Below are 16,334 nucleotides of genomic sequence, written 5' to 3' on the forward strand. Positions count from 1 at the left end.
GAAGGTCCACAGGACATGACCGCTGCCAGCGCCAATCCCCCCGAGCCGGCCGAGGGTCGGCCGTCCGAGCCGTCGATGGAGGACATCCTGGCCTCGATCCGTCGGATCATCGCCGACGATCAGAACGGCGGCGGCAAGGCTGCGGCGTCCGTCAACGGGGCCCGGCGCCCCGAGCCGGCGGAAGGCGAGCGGACGACGGCGGCGCGCGCCCGCACGCCCTACGACGACGTGCTGGACCTCGCCCGGCTGGTGCCCTCGGCGGATCGCGGGCCCGCTCCCGCCGGCCAGGCGGTGGCGCCGAGGGGACAGGACCCGGGGATCGTGGCTTACCCCGAGGAGGCGCGGGACGAGAGGACGGCCGGCGGCACGTCGAGCCTGCGGGCCCGCCTGCCCGAGCCGGCGACGCGCGGACAGACGCAGGATAAGGACCACCCCATGCTTGACCATCCCGTTCCAGCCCTGAACGAAGACGCGGAAGGCGAACTGCTGTCGCCGCCGCTCGGCGAATCCGTGATGTCGGCCTTCGAAACGCTGGCCGCGACCGTGGTGCTGCAGAACACGCCGATGCTCGAGCGCGTGATGCGCGACCTCCTCCGGCCCATGCTCAAGACGTGGCTCGACGACAACCTCCCGGGGCTGGTGGAGCGCCTGGTCCGGGCCGAGATCGAGCGGGTGGCGCGCGGCAGCCGCGGCTGACCCGCCGATTCGACCGAACGCGACGGTGCAGGAGACGGCCCCCGCCCGCGGGGGCCGTTTCGCGTTGAAGAACTCTTGAGCATCGCCGTCGGAATCCTGGCAACGGGCCGCGTGATTGCTTCGGCGTTGCGGATCTACATCGATTCGCGACCTAGACGTTGCAGCCGGGCAACAATCCCACTTCATCCCGATCCGGCCCGATGGGTGCAGCTTGGACGCCGCTATTCAGCCATAAACCGACCGCTACTCTCCCCCATCGAGAGTTGATCGCCGCTCCGAAGGCGAGATGAACGGGAGATGACCGCCGGGCGACCGTCGCGGCCGTCTCCCGCGTGTCCGGGCCGCGCAGGGCTCCGGCATGACGGTCGAGGGAAACCGGGTTCCATGGGGGCATGCCGCAGTCTTCTCGGTCGAAGCCGCGTCGCCAAGGGCGCTGCCGCGCGCCGCGGCGCCGAGCGTTCTCGCGGTTGAGCCCCCGATCCATGTCGCTCGTCCACCGGACCGCGGTCCTCCTGGCCCTCGCGCTGCCCTGCTGGGCCCCGGCGGCCTCGGCCTTCGACGGGGCTGACGGCCTCCCGCAGGACGCCAAGGCGTCCGGCGCCCTGTCCCTGTTCAAGAGCTCGTCCCAGGCCCTCCGGCTCGGCATGGATGGCTACCGCTCGGGCAACTACAAGACCTCGGTCGAAGCCTTCGAATATGCCGCCGCCAACGGCAACCCGCTCGCGCGCTGGAAGCTCGGGCGCATGTACGCGGCCGGCGACGGCGTCCCGCAGGACGACGACAAGGCTTACCGCTATTATTCGCAGATCGTGAACACCTACGACGAGGACGACGGGGACCGCCGCGACCTGTCGGCCGTGTCGGACGCCTTCGTGGCCGTCGGCGTCTACAGCCTCAACGGCCTGCCGAAGACCGGCGTGAAGGCCGACCCGGAGCGGGCGCTCGAGATGTTCCAGTATGCGGCGCTGAACTTCGGCAACGCCGACGCCCAGTACAACCTCGCCCGCCTCTACCTCGACGGCGCGGACGGCGCCGTGGCGAAGGACTCCCGGCAGGCCGTGCGCTGGCTGGCCCTGGCGGCCGACAAGGGGCACCTGCAGGCGCAGGCGCTGCTGGGCCACATGCTGTTCAGCGGCTTCGACGGCATGCCGCCGCAGCGGGCCAGGGGCCTGATGTGGCTCACGATGGCGCGCGACGCGGCCGTGCTGGGCAAAGACCCGAAGGACGCCTGGATCGTCGACCTCTACGCCAAGACGGCCGCCTCGGCCACCGACAGCGACCGGCAGGTGGCCTCACTGTACCTCGACGAGCACCACAAGCGGAACTGAGCGGGGAGGCGCCGGCGTCTCGCGGCGCGGCTATTCGGCCGCCGCCTCGAACAGCGTCGTCAGGGCCAGCCACTCGTCCTCCGCGGTCTCCAGCGCCCGGGCGAGCTCCTTGCGCTGGCCCGCGAGCTGCCCGGCCTTGTTCTTGTCCCGCGAATAGGCGTTGGGGTCGACCAGCGCGGCGTCGATCCGCTCCATCAGCCCCGTGAGCTTGGCGATCCTCTCCTCCAGCGCCGCGATCTGCTTCTTGGTCTGCGCCGCGAGCTTGGCCGGGGAGGGGGAGCGGTCGGGCGCCGCCTCCTTCTCGGCCTTGGGCTTGCGGGCCGCCGCGGACCCCGAGGCGCGGCTAAGCACCAGCGCCTTGTAGTCGTCCATGTCGCCGTCGAAGGCCTTCACGGTGCCGCCGTCCACCAGCCACAGCCGGTCCGCGCAGGCGTCGATCAGGTAGCGGTCGTGGGAGATGATGACGATCGCGCCCTCGTAGTCGTTGATGGCCTCGATCAGGGCCGCGCGGCTGTCGATGTCGAGGTGGTTGGTGGGCTCGTCGAGGATCAGGAGGTGCGGCCCGTCGAAGGCCGCGAGCCCCATCATCAGCCGCGCCTTCTCGCCGCCCGACAGCTGCGACACGGGCGTGTCGGCCTTGGTGGCCGGAAAGCCGAGCTGGGCGCACTTGCCGCGGATGCGGCTCTCCGTGCCGTCCTTCATCCGCGCCGCCACGTAGCCGTAGGGCGTCTGCGCTTCGCCGAGCTCCTCGACCTGGTGCTGGGCGAAGAAGCCCACAGTCATCTTGGAGGACTTCTTCAGCGAGCCGCCGAGCGTCGCCATGCGGCCCGCCACGAGCTTGGCGAAGGTGGACTTGCCGTTGCCGTTCGAGCCGAGCAGGCCGATGCGGTCGTCGTTGGAGATGTTGAGGCTGAGCCGGCTCAGCACCGGCCGGTCGTCGTAGCCCGTCGCGGCGCCGTCCATCGCGACGATGGGCGGGCTCAGCGGCCGCTCGGGCGAGGGCAGGTGGAAGGGCATGACCTGGCTGTCGACGATGGCCGAGATCGGCTTCATGCGCTCCAGCATCTTGATGCGCGACTGCGCCTGGCTGGCCTTGGTGGCGGAGGCGCGGAAGCGGTCGACGAAGCTCTGCAGGTGCTTGCGCTGCTCCTCCTGCTTCTTGATGTGCTTGGCCTGGATGGCCTGCTGCTCGCGGCGCTGCGTCTCGAAGCTGTCGTAGTTGCCCCGCCACAGCGTCAGCTTCGCTTGGTCGAGGTGCAGGATGTGGTCGCAGACGGCGTCGAGCAGGTCGCGGTCGTGGCTGATGATCAGCACCGTCGCCGGATAGGTGGCGAGGTAGTCGATCAGCCAGAGCGTGCCCTCCATGTCGAGGTAGTTGGTGGGCTCGTCGAGCAGCAGCAGGTCGGGCCGGGTGAACAGCACCGCCGCCAGCGCGACGCGCATCCGCCAGCCGCCGGAGAACTCGGACAGCGCGCGGTTCTGCGCGGCCTCGGCGAAGCCGAGGCCCTGCAGGATGGTTGCGGCGCGCGAGGGCGCCGCGTGGGCCTCAATGTCGACAAGGCGGGCGTGCACCTCGGCGATGCGGTTGGGGTCCGTCGCGGTGTCGGCCTCGGCGAGCAGCGCCGCGCGCTCGCGGTCCGCGTCGAGCACGAAGTCGATCAGCGTCGTGGGACCGCCGGGCGCCTCCTGCTCCACCTGCCCGAGCCGCATGCGGTTGGGGATCTGCAGCGTGCCCGATTCGGGGTGGAGGTCGCCCGCGATCATCCGGAACAGCGTCGTCTTGCCGGTGCCGTTGCGGCCGACGAAGCCCGTCCGCGCGCCGGTCGGGATCGCAGCCGACGCGTGGTCGAACAGCATGCGCGGCCCGAGCCGGTAGGTGAGATCGTTGATGTGGAGCATGGCCGGAGATGTGACGCGCGCGGGCCCGCAGCGCAAGGCTCATGCCGGCTCCCCAGCCTTGTGGGGACGGGGGCGCGCCGGTAAGAGGGGCCGCCCGGGCGCAGCGCCCGCCTTTCAGACCTGAGTGAGCCCACCATGGCCGTCGAGCACACCTTCTCCATCCTCAAGCCGGACGTGACCCGCCGCAACCTCACCGGCGCCGTCAACGCCGTGATCGAGAAGGCCGGCCTGCGCATCGTCGCCCAGAAGCGCATCAAGATGAGCCGCGCCCAGGCCGAGGAGTTCTACGGCGTCCACAAGGAGCGCCCCTTCTTCGGCGAGCTCGTCGAGATGATGACCTCGGCCCCGGTGGTCGTGCAGGTGCTCGAAGGCGAGAACGCCATCCTGAAGTACCGCGAAGTGATGGGCGCCACGAACCCCGAGAAGGCCGACGCCGGCACGATCCGCAAGGAGTTCGCGCTGTCGATGGGCGAGAACTCGGCCCACGGCTCGGACGCCCCCGAGACCGCCAAGCAGGAGATCGCGCAGTTCTTCAAGCCGGACGAGATCGTCGGCTGAGGCGCATCATCCGGCCGCACTCCGCAGCCGGACCTCGAGGGCGGAAACTCTGTCCTGACATCGCCGGCGGCTCGCGAGCCGCCGGCGAACGCCGAGCGACCTTCGTAGAGGGTCGACGATCTCGCGCACGGATCTGCGAGGCCGAAGCTCACGCGTCCGCCGCGCCCTCGTCCGTCGGAGCCTGGACCACCCTCTCGCCATCGAGCCGGACCTGGCCCGACGCCACCAGGGCCAGCGCCCGCGGATAGATCACGTGCTCCTGTTCGAGCACGCGCGCGGCGAGTTTATCCGGCGTGTCGCCGTCGTGCACCGGCACGCTCCCCTGCAGGATGGTCGGCCCCCCGTCGAGCTCCGGCAGCACGAAATGCACGGTCGCGCCGTGCAGCTTCACCCCCGCCTCCAGCGCTCGCGCATGGGTGTCGAGCCCCTTGAAGGCCGGCAGCAAGGCCGGGTGGATGGAGATCATGCGCCCGAGCCAGCGCTCGCAGAACCACGGGCTCACCACCCGCATGAAGCCCGCGAGGCACACGAACTCGACCCCGTGCCCGGCCAGCACGGCGTCGACGGCGCGGTCGAAGGCCTCGCGGCTCGGGTAGTCGCGGTGGCTCAGGGTCGCGGTCGCGATCCCCGCGGCCCGGGCTGTCGCGAGGCCGCCGGCCTCGGCCCTGTTCGAGAAGACCAGCACGGCTTCGGCCGGGAAGTCCGGCGCCGCCATGGCGCGCAGCAGCGCCTCCATGTTGGAGCCGCGGCCCGAGATCAGGATCGCGGTGCGCCGCCGCGGCCCGCCGGCCCGGCCCGTCACAGCGCGAGGTCCCGCCGGATGACGACGCGCTCAAGGCCCGCGGCGCGCGTGATCTCGCCGATCCGCACCGCGGGCGAGCCGAGCTCGGCGAAGACCGCCTCGGCCTCGGCCGCGCGGTCGGCGGCCACCACCACCGCCATGCCGATCCCGCAGTTGAAGGTGCGGGCCATCTCGGCCGGCGCGATGTTGCCCTGCGCCGCGAGCCACTTGAACACGGGCGGCACCGCCACCGCATCGAGGTCGAGCGCGCAGCCGAGCCCGTCCGGCAGGACGCGGGGCAGGTTGTCGACGAAGCCGCCGCCGGTGATGTGGGCCAGGGCGCGGATGCCTGCGGTCCGCTTCAGCGCGGCCAGCAGCACCTTCACGTAGATGCGGGTCGGCACGAGCAGCGCTTCCGCGAGCGTCACCCCTTCGGCGAAGGGGCAGGGCGCGTCCCAGGCGAGGCCGGCCCGCTCCACCACGCGCCGCACGAGCGAGAAGCCGTTGGAATGGAGGCCCGACGAGGCGAGGCCGAGCAGGACGTCGCCCTCCGCCACGCCGCGCGGCAGCAGCGTGCCGCGCTCGGCGGCCCCGACCGCGAAGCCGGCGAGGTCGTAGGCGCGGCCGGAATAGATGCCGGGCATCTCGGCCGTCTCGCCGCCGATCAGCGCGCAGCCGGCCTGCCGGCAGCCCTCCGCGATGCCGGCCACGATGCGGGCCGCGACCGCGGGGTCGAGCTTGCCGGTGGCGTAATAGTCGAGGAAGAACAGCGGCTCGGCGCCCTGCACGACGAGGTCGTTGACGCACATGGCGACGAGGTCGATGCCCACCTCGTCGTTGCGGCCGCTCTCGTAGGCGATCTTCACCTTGGTGCCGACGCCGTCGTTGGCCGCGACCAGGATCGGGTCGGTGAAGCCGGCGGCCCTGAGGTCGAACAGGCCGCCGAAGCCGCCGATCTCGGCGTCGGCGCCGGGCCGGCGCGTCGAGCGCACCGAATCCTTGATGAGGTCGACCGTGCGGTTGCCCGCGTCGATGTCGACGCCGGCCTCGGCGTAGGTCAGTCCAGTCTCAGGGTCAGCCATGGCTCCGGCCGGGTTCGGGATGCGTCGGGGCTGACTTAGGCGAAGAGGGCGGGCCGAGTCGACAGAAAGCCGTCCGCCGCGGCCCCGCCTCGCCACGGCGTCAAGATTGGCTTAACTCCTGCTCGGGTTTAACGCCCCGACGAACGGAGAGGCGGATCCCGTGAGCCTCCAGCGCCAAGTCCTGATCTGGACCGTCCTGCTCACGCTGGCGGCCCTGTCGCTCTACGCCCTGTCGGGCGTGCTGGCGCCGTTCATCGCGGGCCTGGTCGTGGCCTATTTCCTCGACCCCGTCGCGACCAAGCTGGAGCGGCTCGGCCTCGGCCGCGCGGGCGCGGCGGCCCTCATCATGGTTCTGGCGCTGGCCGTCGTGCTGGCGACCCTGGTGCTACTGGTGCCGGTCCTGGCCCGCCAGCTCGCCGCCTTCGTGGTCAACCTGCCGGGCATCACGGCGAGATTGCAGGACCTGCTCGTCGCGCAGGCGGCCCACCTCGTCGACGCCTACGGGGGCGACACGCTGAGGAAGCTCGGCGTCGCCGGGCCCATCACGGAGGCCGACGTCCAGGGCTCGATCGGATCCGTGGTCGGGCAGGCCACCAACTACGCCATCGGGGTCGTCAACGGCATCTGGTCGGGGCGGAGTGCGCTGTTCGGCCTGTTCTCGCTGCTCGTCATCACGCCGGTGGTAGCCTTCTACATCCTGCTCGACTGGCGCCGGATGGTCCGATCCATCGACAACTGGATCCCGCTCCGCCACCGCGACGACATCCGCCTCATCGCGCGCGACATCGACCGCGCCCTGGCGGGCTTCGTGCGCGGCCAGACCATCGTGTCGCTGTGCCTCGGCGCCTGGTATGCGGTGGGCCTCACCACGTCCGGGCTCAACTTCGGCTTCCTGATCGGCATCGCGGGCGGCTTCCTCAGCTTCGTGCCCTATTTCGGCTCGCTGACGGTGCTGATCGTCGCCGCCGCCATCGCCACGGTGCAGACCTGGCCGGACTGGCACCTCGTGGCCACCGTGGCCGCCATCGTCATGTCGGGGCAGGTGCTGGAGGGGTACGTGCTCGGCCCCTATCTGGTCGGCAACTCTATCGGCCTCCATCCCGTGTGGCTGATGCTGTCGCTGGTGGTGTGTTCGGCGGTGTTCGGCCTCGCCGGCCTGCTCGTCGCCGTGCCGCTGTCGGCGGCGGGCGGCGTCCTGGCCCGCTACGCGCTGCGGCGCTATCTCGGCAGTCCCCTCTACACCGGGGCGACCGAGCCCGCGCCGGAGCGTCCGCCGGTCGCCTTCGGGCCGCGCATCGTGGAAGCGGGGCGCGATTGAGACACCCCACGGGCGCCCGAAGCCCGCGCGGCGTTCGAGCGGACATGGCATGAACCAGCTCCCGCTGCCCTTCGACCACGCGCCCCGCTACGGGCTCGACGACTTCATGCCGTCGGCCACCAACGAGGCCGCGCTGGAGGCCATCGAGCGCTGGCCGGACTGGCCCGACCGCGTGCTGCTGCTCGTGGGCCCCGAGGGCGCGGGCAAGAGCCACCTCGCCCGCATCTGGGCGGCGCGCGCCGACGCCGACCTGCTGAGCCCCGCCGACCTCGCCGGCGACCTCGACATCCTGGTGCGCCGCAACGCCGTGGTGGAGGACGCAGACCGCGCCGGCCTCCCCGAGGCCGCGCTGTTCCACCTCCTCAACCTCGTGCGCGAGCGCGGCCTGTCGCTGCTGATCACGGCGCGCGCGCCGCCCGCGGCCTGGGCGCTCGAAACCGCCGACCTCGTGTCGCGCCTGCGGCTGGCCCCCCTGGTCGCGACCGCGCCGCCCGACGACGCGCTGATGCGGGCCGTGCTGGTGAAGCTCTTCGCCGACCGGCAACTCGCGGTGGACGCGGCCCTGGTCGACTGGCTGGCCCTGCGGCTCGACCGCTCGCTCGACAGCGCCCGCCGCGCCGTCGCGGCGCTCGACCGCGCCGGGCTCGACGCCGGCCGCCGCATCACCCGCACGCTCGCGGCCGACCTGTTCGGCGATCCGCCGCTTGACGGGGCCTGACCCGCGTCATCCAATCGACACAGCCGGAGGCGAAGGAGTCGCGCGTCGCGGCAGGAGTTCGGGTCGATGTCACTGGTCGAGGATACACCGTCGCGGTCCCGATCGGTCGAGGCGCCCGAGCCGCAGCCCGTCCCCCGCCCAGCGCTCCTCGATCAGCCCGGCCGCTTCATCAACCGCGAACTGTCGTGGCTGGAGTTCAACCGCCGCGTCCTCGAGGAGGCCTCGAACCGCAACCACCCGCTCCTGGAGCGGCTGCGCTTCCTGTCCATCTCGGCCAACAACCTCGACGAGTTCTTCATGGTGCGGGTGGCCGGGCTCTACGGCCAGGTCCGCTCCGGCGTGACGACGCAGTCGCAGGACGGCCTGTCGCCGGCCGAGCAGATGGCCCGCATCCGCGAGAAGGCCAAGGCGCTGGTGGACGAGCAGCAGCGCCGCATCGCCGCGCTGCGCCTGGAGCTCTCCGACGAGCGCATCACCATCATCGACCCCTTCGACCTGTCGAAGCCCGAGCGCGAATGGCTGCAGGACTATTTCCTCCAGCACATCTTCCCCGTGCTGACGCCGCTGGCGGTCGACCCCGCCCACCCTTTCCCGTTCATCCCCAACCTCGGCTTCACGCTGGCGCTGGACCTCAAGCGCAAGGCCGACGGCCGCGAGCTGCACGCGTTGGTGCGCCTGCCCGCCAAGGGCGAGCGCTTCATCCGCGTGCCCGACGCGCTGACCGGCGGGGCGGCGCGCTTCGTGCCGCTGGAGACGCTCGTCGCCATGCACATCCCGCGGCTGTTCCCCGGCTACGAGGTCCACGGGCAGGGGGTGTTCCGCGTGGTCCGCGACTCCGACCTCGAGGTCGAGGAGGAGGCCGAGGACCTCATGCTGTTCTTCGAAAGCGCGCTCAAGCGCCGCCGCCGAGGCTCGGTCATCCGGCTCGAGATCGACCGCGGCATGCCGGAGAAGCTGCGGCTGCTCGTCGCCGACGAACTCGGCACCGCGGCCGACCAGTGCTTCACCATCGACGGGCTGCTGGCGCTCAACGACCTCGGCGAGATCGTCGGCGTCGACCGGCCGGACCTCAAGTTCAAGCCCTACAACGCCCGCTTTCCCGAGCGCGTGCGCGACAATTCCGGCGACTGCTTCGCGGCCATCCGCCAGAAGGACCTCGTGGTCCACCACCCCTACGAGTCCTTCGACGTGGTGGTTCAGTTCATCACCCAGGCGGCGCACGACCCCAACGTCGTGGCCATCAAGCAGACGCTCTACCGCACCTCCAAGGACAGCCCGATCGTGCGCGCCCTGATCGAGGGCGCCGAGGCGGGCAAGTCGGTCACCGCCCTCGTCGAGCTCAAGGCCCGCTTCGACGAGGAGGCCAACATCCGCTGGGCGCGCGACCTGGAGCGCGCCGGCGTCCAGGTCGTGTTCGGTTTCATCGAGCTGAAGACCCACGCCAAGCTGTCGATGGTGGTGCGGCGCGAGGCCGGCAGCCTCGTCACCTACTGCCACGTGGGCACCGGCAACTACCACCCGCAGACGGCGCGGATCTACACCGACATCTCGTTCTTCACGGCCGACCCGTCGGTCGCGCGCGACGTGTCGCGCGTCTTCAACTTCATCACCGGCTACGCCGAGCCGGCGGGGCTGGAGCGCATGGCCGTGTCGCCGCTGACCCTGAAGGCGCGGCTGCTGCAGCACATCGAGGAGGAGATCGCCTTCGCGGAGGCCGGCAAGCCCGCCGCCTTCTGGGGCAAGTGCAACAGCCTCGTCGACGCCGAGATCATCGACGCGCTCTACCGGGCGAGCCGCGCCGGCGTGCAGGTCACGCTGGTGGTGCGCGGCATCTGCTGCCTGCGCCCCGGCGTGCCGGGAATGAGCGACAACATCCAGGTCAAGTCCATCATCGGCCGCTTCCTGGAGCACGCCCGCGTCTACGCCTTCGGCGGCGGCTACGGCCTGCCCCACAACAAGGCGCGCGTCTACATTTCCTCGGCCGACCTCATGTCGCGCAACCTCGACCGCCGGGTGGAGGCTCTGCTGCCCATCACCAACCCGACCGTGCACGATCAGGTCCTGAACCAGATCATGATCGCCAACCTGATCGACAATCAGCAGAGCTACCGTGTATTGCCTGACGGCGGCAGCGAACGGATCACCCCCGCCGATGGGGAGGAGCCGTTCAACGCCCATAACTACTTCATGACGAACCCGAGTCTCTCAGGACGTGGCAAATCCCTGCGTGAGTCCAGCCCCAAGACTCTTCTCCGAAGGCTCGACGCCCGGCGCTGAGCTGCACGGACGTTCCGTCATGGCCGCCGGCGCCGCACCCGCGAAGCCGGTCGCCATCGTCGACATCGGGTCGAACTCCGTCCGCCTCGTCGCCTACGAGCGCCTGTCCCGCTCGCCGACCCCGATCTTCAACGAGAAGGTCCTGTGCGGCCTCGGCCGCGGCGTCGCCACCACGGGCCTGCTCGGCGCGGACGCCATGGACCGCGCGCTGGCGGCGCTGCGCAACTTCAAGGTCCTGTGCCGCAACCTCGGCGTCGGCGAGCTGCGCGTGCTGGCCACGGCGGCGGCGCGCGACGCGCGCAACGGCTCGGCCTTTCTCGACGCCGCCTCCGCGGCCCTCGGCGCCGACATCGAGCTGATCGGCGGCCCGCGCGAGGCGGAGCTGTCGGCGCTCGGCGTGTCGTCGGGCTTCCATGGCGCCGACGGCGTGGTGGGTGACATGGGCGGCGGTTCGCTCGAACTCGTCGACGTGCGGGGCGCCACGGTCGGGCGCGGCGTGTCGCTGCCGCTCGGCGGCCTCGCGCTGCTCGACGCGAGCCGCGGCTCGCCCAAGCGCGCGGCCAGGATCGCCCGCGACGCGCTGCTGAAGGCGCAGCCGATCCGGGTGCTCGAAGGCCGCACCTTCTACGCGGTCGGCGGCACCTGGCGGGCCCTGGCGAAGCTGCACATGCGCGCCCGCAACTACCCGCTCAACGTCATGCACGGCTACGCCATGCCGGCCGCCGAGGCGCTCGGCCTCGGCCCGCTCGCCGAGCGGATCGACGCCGACGATCTCGCGGCCCTGGCCGCGGTGGCCTCCGCGCGGCGGCCGCTCCTCGCCTACGGGGCGGCGGTGCTGGAGGAGGTGGTCCGCCTCGGCCGCCCGCGCGAGGTGGTGATCTCGGCCTCGGGCGTGCGCGAGGGGCTGCTGTTCGAGGCGCTGGACCGGGGGACGCGGGCCGAGGACCCGCTCTTCGCCGCGGCCCGCGAGATCAACGACCGCCACGCGCGCGACCCCGGCCACGGGCCGGACCTGTGCGCCTGGACGGACCGATTCTACGCCGCGGCCGGTCTGCCCGAGACCGCGGACGAGACCCGCCTCCGCCACGCCGCCTGCCTCATGGCCGACATCGCCTGGCGGGCGCATCCGGACCACCGCGGCGACCACGCGCTCAGCGCCATCGCCAACGGCGCCTTCTCGGGCGTCGATCACCCGGGCCGGGCCTTCCTGGCCCTGACGGTCGCCTATCGGCACGGGGGGGAGGTCGAGGCCGGCGTGGGGTTGCGCGCGCTGCTGACGCCGGGGCGGCTGGAGCGGGCGCGGCTGCTCGGCGCCGTGTTGCGGGTGGCCTACCTCGTGTCGGCCGCCATGGGGGGCGTGCTGCCGCGCACGGCGCTGCGCTGCTCCAAGGCGCGCGTGACGCTGGCGCTGCCGGCCGACTTCGCCGACCTCGCCAGCGAGCGCTGCGTCGGCCGGCTGCGGCAGATCGCCAAGCTGGTCGGGCGCGAGGCGGAAGTGACGGTCGGCTGACCGTCGCGGGATCGTTGCGGGAGTGAGAAACCGATGATCGTCGTCACCGGAGCGAACGGGCATCTCGGGCGCGGCGTCGTCGAGGCGCTGACGACGCGGGTGCCTCCGTCGAAGATCGCCGCCGCGGTGCGCGAACCCGCCCGCGCCGAAGCCCTGGCGGCGCGCGGCGTCGCGGTCCGGGCGGCCGATTTCGCCGATCCCGCGAGCCTCCTCGCCGCCTTCTCGGGCGCCGAGCAGGTGCTGATCGTGTCCGTCGACCGCCTCGGCGAGGAAGGACGGCGCCTCCACCGTGAGGCCATCGACGCGGCCCGCGCCGCGGGGGCGGGGCGCGTGCTCTACACCAGCCACATGGGCACCCATGCCGCGTCCCCGTTCAGCGATCACTTCGCCGCGGAGGCGGTCCTGGCCGGGGGAGGCCCGTTCACCGCGCTGCGCCACGGCTTCTACGCCGAGAGCGCCCTGCACCTGATCGGCCGCGGCTTCGACCTCGGGGAGATCCGGGCACCTGAGGATGGCCCCGTGAGCTGGACGGCGCGCGCGGACCTGGCTGAGGCGGATGCCGCGATCCTGGCCGGCGAGGGCCGCTTCGACGGCGTGACGCCCCCGCTGATCGCGCCGGAGGCCTTCACCATGGCGGATCTCGCCGCCATCGCGTCCGAGATCACCGGGCGCGAGGTCAGGCGCGTGGTGGAGACGGACGACGCGTGGCGGGAGGGAGCGGTCGCCCGCGGCGTGCCCGCGCCCATGGCGGACGCGTTGCTCGCCATGTACCGCGCCGCCCGCCGCGGCGACTTCGCCGCGACCGACCCGGCGCTGGGGCGGCTCCTCGAGCGCCGGCCCCGAACCATGCGCGACGTGCTGGCCGGCCTGCTGGGACCCGCGAAATCCTGATGCCGGCCCGCCGATCCGGGCAGGGGGCCGCTCAATCCTCCGGCTTCTCGCCGTCCTGCCATTCCAGCGCGATCACCCTGCCGGCCTCGACCGTGAGGGCGAGGCGCCCGTTCTTGAGGTCGAGCGCCTTGGCGCCGAACATGGCGCGGCGCCAGCCTTCGAGCGCCGGTACGTCGGCCTCGTCGTTGCCCGCGATGGCTTCGAGGTCCTCGACGTTGGCGATGAGCTTGGCCGCGACCCCGTGCGCCTCGGCGACCTGCCGCAGCAGCACCTTCAGCAGCTCCACCGTGGCGCCGCTGCCGCCCCCTCCGCCGCCCCCGTTGCCGCGCCGGTCGCGGTCGAGCCGGGGCAGGGCCTTCGGGTCGCGGGCGAGGCCGCGCTCGACGGCCGCGATCATGTCCGGCCCGAGGCGGGACTTGTCCATGCCGCGCGGGACGGCGCGCAGGTCGGCGAGCGCGTCGACCGAGCGGGGCGCCGCCGTCGCGACCTCGATCATGGCGTCGTCCTTGAGGATGCGCGAGCGCGGCACGTCGCGGGCCTGCGCCTCGCTCTCGCGCCACGCGGCGAGGTCCATCATCACCGCGAGGTCGCGCGGCTTCCGGAGCTTGGAGCGGAACCGCTCCCAGGCCTGGTCCGGATGCTGCTCGTAGGTGGCGGGCGACAGCAGCGTCCGCATCTCGTCGGCGAGCCAGCCGGTGCGCTTGGAGGCTTCGAGCTTCTTCACCAGGGTGCGGTAGATGTCGCGCAGGTGCGTGACGTCGGCCAGCGCGTAGGTGACCTGCGCGGAGGTCAGCGGGCGGCGCGCCCAGTCGGTGAAGCGGGACGACTTGTCGATCGTCACCCGGCACAGCGTCTGGCAGAGTTCGGAATAGGACACCTGGTCGCCGAAGCCGCACACCATGGCGGCCACCTGCGTGTCGAACAGCGGCTCGGGCAGGCGGCCGGACATCTTCCACACGATCTCCAGGTCCTGCCGGGCGGCGTGGAACACCTTGACGACGTTGCGGTCGGCCATGAGGTCGAGGAAGGGGATCAGGTCGATGTCGGGCGCCAGCGCGTCCACCGCCACGGCCTCCTCGTCGGAGGCGAGCTGCAGCACGCAGAGCTTCGGCCAGAAGGTCGTCTCGCGCAGGAACTCCGTGTCCACGGTCACGAAGGGGTGGCGCGCCAAGCGGCGGCAGACGGCGGCGAGCTCTTCTGTGGTGGTGATCAGCGTCATCCGGCTCCCATAGAGCAAGCGCGCGCGCGTTGCGAGCGCCTGGCCGGGGATGAGTCAACGATCTGCCGCAATCGTCGCAACGAAAGAGCGCGCGCCCGGCCCTTTGACAAGCCTGTCGCTTTTCAAGACAAAGCCGGCACGTCCGCGGAGCCCCGCGCGCCCCGGTCTTCCGAGCTTCGAGAGTCAGCCATCATGCACCGCTACCGCACCCACACCTGCGGCGCCCTCAGCGAAGCCGAGATCGGTGCCGACGTGCGGCTGGCGGGCTGGTGCAACCGCATCCGCGACCACGGCGGCGTGCTGTTCATCGACCTGCGCGACCATTACGGCACCACGCAGGTGGTGATCGACCCCGACTCGCCGGCCTTCGCGCAGGCAGAGAAGCTGCGTTCCGAGTGGGTCGTGCGCGTCGACGGCCCCGTGCGCCGCCGCCCGGCCGGCACCGAGAACGCCGACATGGCCACGGGCCACGTCGAGCTCTACGCCGCCGAGATCGAGGTGCTGGGCCCCGCCGCCGAGCTGCCGCTGCCGGTCGCGGGCGAGCAGGACTACCCGGAGGAGATCCGGCTCAAGTACCGCTTCCTCGACCTGCGCCGCGAGCGGCTGCACAACAACATCATCCTGCGCTCGCGCGTCATCGACAGCCTGCGCACCCGCATGAAGGGGCAGGGCTTCACCGAGTTCCAGACGCCGATCCTGACCGCCTCCTCGCCCGAGGGCGCGCGCGACTACCTCGTGCCGAGCCGCGTGCACCCCGGCAAGTTCTACGCGCTGCCGCAGGCGCCGCAGCAGTTTAAGCAGCTCATCATGGTGGCGGGCTTCGACCGCTACTTCCAGATCGCGCCCTGCTTCCGCGACGAGGACGCCCGCGCGGACCGCTCGCCCGGCGAGTTCTACCAGCTCGACATCGAGATGAGCTTCGTGACGCAGGACGACGTGTTCGACACGGTGGAGCCCGTGCTGCGCGGCATCTTCGAGGAGTTCGGCCGCGGCCGGCCCGTCACGCAGAAGTTCACGCGCATCCCCTATGCCGAGTCGATGCTGCTCTACGGCAACGACAAGCCGGACCTGCGCAACCCGCTGCGCATCGCCGACGTGAGCCGCGAGTTCGCCGACGAGAGCGTGACCTTCAAGGCCTTCAAGGGCGTGATCGACAAGGGCGGCGTGGTGCGCGCGATCCCGGCGCCGGGCGCCGGGGCGCAGCCGCGGAGCTTCTTCGACAAGCTGAACGACTGGGCGCGCGGCGAGGGATCGGCCGGCCTCGGCTACGTGGTGCTCGACGCCGACGAGGCGGGCGCCGTGGTGGGCAAGGGGCCGATCGCCAAGTTCATCCCCGCCGACGTGCTGGCGCGCATCTGCTCGGCCGCCAAGGTGGGGCCCGGCGACGCCGTGTTCTTCGCCGCCGACGTGGAAGCCAAGGCGGCCCGCCTCGCCGGCCTCGCCCGCACCCGCATCGGGCGCGAGCTGAAGCTCGTCGACGAGGACCGCTTCGAGCTCTGCTGGATCGTCGACTTCCCGATGTACGAGTGGAACGAGGAGGAGAAGAAGGTCGACTTCTCCCACAACCCCTTCTCGATGCCGCAGGGCGGCCTCGACGCGCTGGAGGGGCAGGACCCGCTCACCATCAAGGCCTACCAGTACGACATCGTGTGCAACGGCATCGAGCTGTCGTCCGGCGCCATCCGCAACCACCGCCCCGACGTGATGCGCAAGGCCTTCGCCATCGCGGGCTACGACGAGGCGGTGCTGGAGGAGCGGTTCGGCGGCATGTACCGCGCCTTCCAGTACGGCGCGCCGCCCCACGGCGGCATCGCGCCGGGCGTCGACCGCATCGTCATGCTGCTGGCCGACGAGGAGAACCTGCGCGAGATCGTGCTGTTCCCGATGAACCAGCGCTGCGAGGACCTGTTGATGGGGGCGCCCGCGCCCGCGACCCCGAAGCAACTGCGCGAGCTCCACATCCGCTCGACCGCGGCGCCGGCCGCCCCGGCGCCGAAGCCGGCCGCGGAGCCCGACGGCGTGGTGTCGCCGCACGGGGCCTGAGGCGGCGGGACAGG

At 71.8% G+C, this 16,334-nt stretch carries 13 protein-coding genes; 9 read left to right on the plus strand and 4 right to left on the minus strand.

Going from position 1 to position 16,334, the window contains the following annotated elements; genetic code table 11:
- Window positions 1-75 precede the first annotated feature (75 nt).
- Window positions 76-696 carry a PopZ family protein gene (locus L7N97_RS30670; protein ID WP_487343514.1) on the plus strand — a complete coding sequence of 207 codons (621 nt, stop codon included), beginning with the start codon at window positions 76-78 and terminating at the stop codon, window positions 694-696.
- Between the two features lie 482 nt (window positions 697-1,178).
- Complete coding sequence (locus L7N97_RS20455; RefSeq protein WP_237480114.1) at window positions 1,179-2,024, plus strand: tetratricopeptide repeat protein; 846 nt, start codon at window positions 1,179-1,181, stop codon at window positions 2,022-2,024.
- Between the two features lie 30 nt (window positions 2,025-2,054).
- Here L7N97_RS20455 and L7N97_RS20460 read toward each other — a convergent pair whose 3' ends face one another.
- Window positions 2,055-3,923 carry an ABC-F family ATP-binding cassette domain-containing protein gene (locus tag L7N97_RS20460; protein ID WP_237480115.1) on the minus strand — a complete coding sequence of 623 codons (1,869 nt, stop codon included), beginning with the start codon at window positions 3,921-3,923 and terminating at the stop codon, window positions 2,055-2,057.
- A gap of 135 nt (window positions 3,924-4,058) precedes the next feature.
- Here L7N97_RS20460 and ndk point away from each other — a divergent pair, with 135 nt between their 5' ends.
- Complete coding sequence (gene ndk / locus L7N97_RS20465; RefSeq protein ID WP_237480116.1) at window positions 4,059-4,481, plus strand: nucleoside-diphosphate kinase; 423 nt, start codon at window positions 4,059-4,061, stop codon at window positions 4,479-4,481.
- A 148-nt stretch (window positions 4,482-4,629) separates the two neighbouring features.
- Here the strand turns inward: ndk and purN are convergent, their stop codons facing one another.
- Together purN and purM are read right to left on the minus strand one after the other, a co-directional pair.
- The gene (gene purN / locus L7N97_RS20470) at window positions 4,630-5,283 is read right to left on the minus strand and encodes a phosphoribosylglycinamide formyltransferase (RefSeq protein WP_309242827.1); all 654 of its coding nucleotides are present in this window, start codon (window positions 5,281-5,283) and stop codon (window positions 4,630-4,632) included.
- Window positions 5,280-6,344: a phosphoribosylformylglycinamidine cyclo-ligase gene (purM, locus tag L7N97_RS20475; RefSeq protein WP_237480117.1), complete on the minus strand. Its 1,065-nt coding sequence runs from the start codon at window positions 6,342-6,344 to the stop codon at window positions 5,280-5,282. Before purM ends, purN begins: the two co-directional genes overlap by 4 nt.
- 160 nt (window positions 6,345-6,504) lie before the next feature.
- Here purM and L7N97_RS20480 point away from each other — a divergent pair, with 160 nt between their 5' ends.
- From L7N97_RS20480 to L7N97_RS20500, 5 genes are all read left to right on the plus strand, one after another.
- Complete coding sequence (locus tag L7N97_RS20480) at window positions 6,505-7,662, plus strand: AI-2E family transporter (RefSeq protein ID WP_237480118.1); 1,158 nt, start codon at window positions 6,505-6,507, stop codon at window positions 7,660-7,662.
- Window positions 7,663-7,711: 49 nt separating this feature from the next.
- Window positions 7,712-8,380 carry a P-loop NTPase family protein gene (locus L7N97_RS20485; protein WP_237480119.1) on the plus strand — a complete coding sequence of 223 codons (669 nt, stop codon included), beginning with the start codon at window positions 7,712-7,714 and terminating at the stop codon, window positions 8,378-8,380.
- Window positions 8,381-8,446: 66 nt separating this feature from the next.
- The gene (locus L7N97_RS20490; protein WP_237480120.1) at window positions 8,447-10,657 is read left to right on the plus strand and encodes an RNA degradosome polyphosphate kinase; all 2,211 of its coding nucleotides are present in this window, start codon (window positions 8,447-8,449) and stop codon (window positions 10,655-10,657) included.
- Between the two features lie 19 nt (window positions 10,658-10,676).
- Window positions 10,677-12,167, plus strand: coding sequence for a Ppx/GppA family phosphatase (locus L7N97_RS20495; protein ID WP_237480121.1), 1,491 nt, complete (start codon window positions 10,677-10,679; stop codon window positions 12,165-12,167).
- A 33-nt stretch (window positions 12,168-12,200) separates the two neighbouring features.
- The gene (locus L7N97_RS20500; protein WP_237480122.1) at window positions 12,201-13,058 is read left to right on the plus strand and encodes an NmrA family NAD(P)-binding protein; all 858 of its coding nucleotides are present in this window, start codon (window positions 12,201-12,203) and stop codon (window positions 13,056-13,058) included.
- A gap of 31 nt (window positions 13,059-13,089) precedes the next feature.
- On the opposite strand, the gene rnd is transcribed toward L7N97_RS20500, so the two are convergent.
- Window positions 13,090-14,277, minus strand: coding sequence for a ribonuclease D (gene rnd, locus L7N97_RS20505; protein WP_237480123.1), 1,188 nt, complete (start codon window positions 14,275-14,277; stop codon window positions 13,090-13,092).
- A gap of 192 nt (window positions 14,278-14,469) precedes the next feature.
- Here rnd and aspS point away from each other — a divergent pair, with 192 nt between their 5' ends.
- Window positions 14,470-16,320 (plus strand): aspartate--tRNA ligase, encoded by a 1,851-nt coding sequence (gene aspS, locus L7N97_RS20510; protein ID WP_237480124.1) that lies wholly within the window; start codon window positions 14,470-14,472, stop codon window positions 16,318-16,320.
- Window positions 16,321-16,334: the final 14 nt, after the last annotated feature.

Source organism: Lichenibacterium dinghuense, from assembly GCF_021730615.1.
Classification (GTDB): Bacteria; Pseudomonadota; Alphaproteobacteria; order Rhizobiales; family Beijerinckiaceae; genus Lichenihabitans; species Lichenihabitans dinghuensis.

Coding starts and splice junctions, on each gene's coding strand:
- ndk (WP_237480116.1), top strand. CDS start 4,059: ATGGCCGTCGAGCACACCTTCTCCATCCTCAAGCCGGACGTGACCCGC.
- rnd (WP_237480123.1), bottom strand. CDS start 14,277: ATGACGCTGATCACCACCACAGAAGAGCTCGCCGCCGTCTGCCGCCGC.
- L7N97_RS20485 (WP_237480119.1), top strand. CDS start 7,712: ATGAACCAGCTCCCGCTGCCCTTCGACCACGCGCCCCGCTACGGGCTC.
- L7N97_RS20500 (WP_237480122.1), top strand. CDS start 12,201: ATGATCGTCGTCACCGGAGCGAACGGGCATCTCGGGCGCGGCGTCGTC.
- purM (WP_237480117.1), bottom strand. CDS start 6,344: ATGGCTGACCCTGAGACTGGACTGACCTACGCCGAGGCCGGCGTCGAC.
- L7N97_RS20495 (WP_237480121.1), top strand. CDS start 10,677: ATGGCCGCCGGCGCCGCACCCGCGAAGCCGGTCGCCATCGTCGACATC.
- L7N97_RS30670 (WP_487343514.1), top strand. CDS start 76: ATGGAGGACATCCTGGCCTCGATCCGTCGGATCATCGCCGACGATCAG.
- L7N97_RS20490 (WP_237480120.1), top strand. CDS start 8,447: ATGTCACTGGTCGAGGATACACCGTCGCGGTCCCGATCGGTCGAGGCG.
- L7N97_RS20460 (WP_237480115.1), bottom strand. CDS start 3,923: ATGCTCCACATCAACGATCTCACCTACCGGCTCGGGCCGCGCATGCTG.
- L7N97_RS20455 (WP_237480114.1), top strand. CDS start 1,179: ATGTCGCTCGTCCACCGGACCGCGGTCCTCCTGGCCCTCGCGCTGCCC.
- aspS (WP_237480124.1), top strand. CDS start 14,470: ATGCACCGCTACCGCACCCACACCTGCGGCGCCCTCAGCGAAGCCGAG.